The 581-nt window shown below is 59.0% G+C and carries 2 protein-coding genes; both read right to left on the bottom strand.

Going from position 1 to position 581, the window contains the following annotated elements; all coding sequences use genetic code 11:
* On the bottom strand, positions 1–278 hold a 278-nt coding region (locus EOA60_RS36360; RefSeq protein WP_281060827.1), incomplete at its 3' end, for a transcription termination/antitermination NusG family protein.
* Positions 279–304: 26 nt separating this feature from the next.
* Complete coding sequence (gene secE, locus EOA60_RS36355) at positions 305–508, bottom strand: preprotein translocase subunit SecE (protein WP_066989573.1); 204 nt, start codon at positions 506–508, stop codon at positions 305–307.
* Positions 509–581: the final 73 nt, after the last annotated feature.

Raw genomic sequence — 581 nt, 5'->3', positions numbered from 1 at the left:
GGCTTGGAGTCACCAAGGAAGCCGGTGACCTTCGGCGTGTTCTTGACCAGCGAGAATACGGCGTCCGTCAGGTTGGCCTTCAAGAGCACATAACCGGGGAAGAACTTGCGCTCCGCATCGACCTTGCGGCCGCGGCGTATCTCGACGACTTTCTCCGTCGGCACCACGATCTGCTCGATCTCGCCCGACAGGCCCTTCTGCTTGGCCTTGTTCTCGATGTCCTCGGCGACCTTCTTCTCGAAGTTCGAATAAGCGTGGACGATGTACCACCGCGTCATTTCACGACCTCTCCGTATCGCCGAACTTAATGTCCGAGGCCCAGAATCCACTCGATCGCATAGCCCATTGCTATGTCGGCGGTGAAGAAGAAGATCATGGCGATGAGCGCAAAAACCAGGACCATTACCGTCGAGATCATAGTCTCGCGGCGCGAGGGCCATGTCACCTTGGCCGTCTCCGCGCGAACCTGCTGGAGAAAGGTGAAAGGGTTTGTGGTTTTCGAAGCCATCTGCCGCCTGTCTTCAAGACCCGTTGGCCGGGTCTCCTGGATGATCCCGCTGGCCGGGACGTGCCGCCTGGAC

Source organism: Mesorhizobium sp. M1A.F.Ca.IN.020.06.1.1 (genome assembly GCF_004023265.1).
Taxonomy (GTDB): domain Bacteria; phylum Pseudomonadota; class Alphaproteobacteria; order Rhizobiales; family Rhizobiaceae; genus Mesorhizobium.
Note: the sequence above shows the minus strand (reverse complement) of the source record. Positions and strands in the feature narration are given on the sequence as shown.

Excerpts from the sequence above, each read along its gene's own strand:
- secE (WP_066989573.1), bottom strand. The coding sequence starts at position 508 with ATGGCTTCGAAAACCACAAACCCTTTCACCTTTCTCCAGCAGGTTCGC.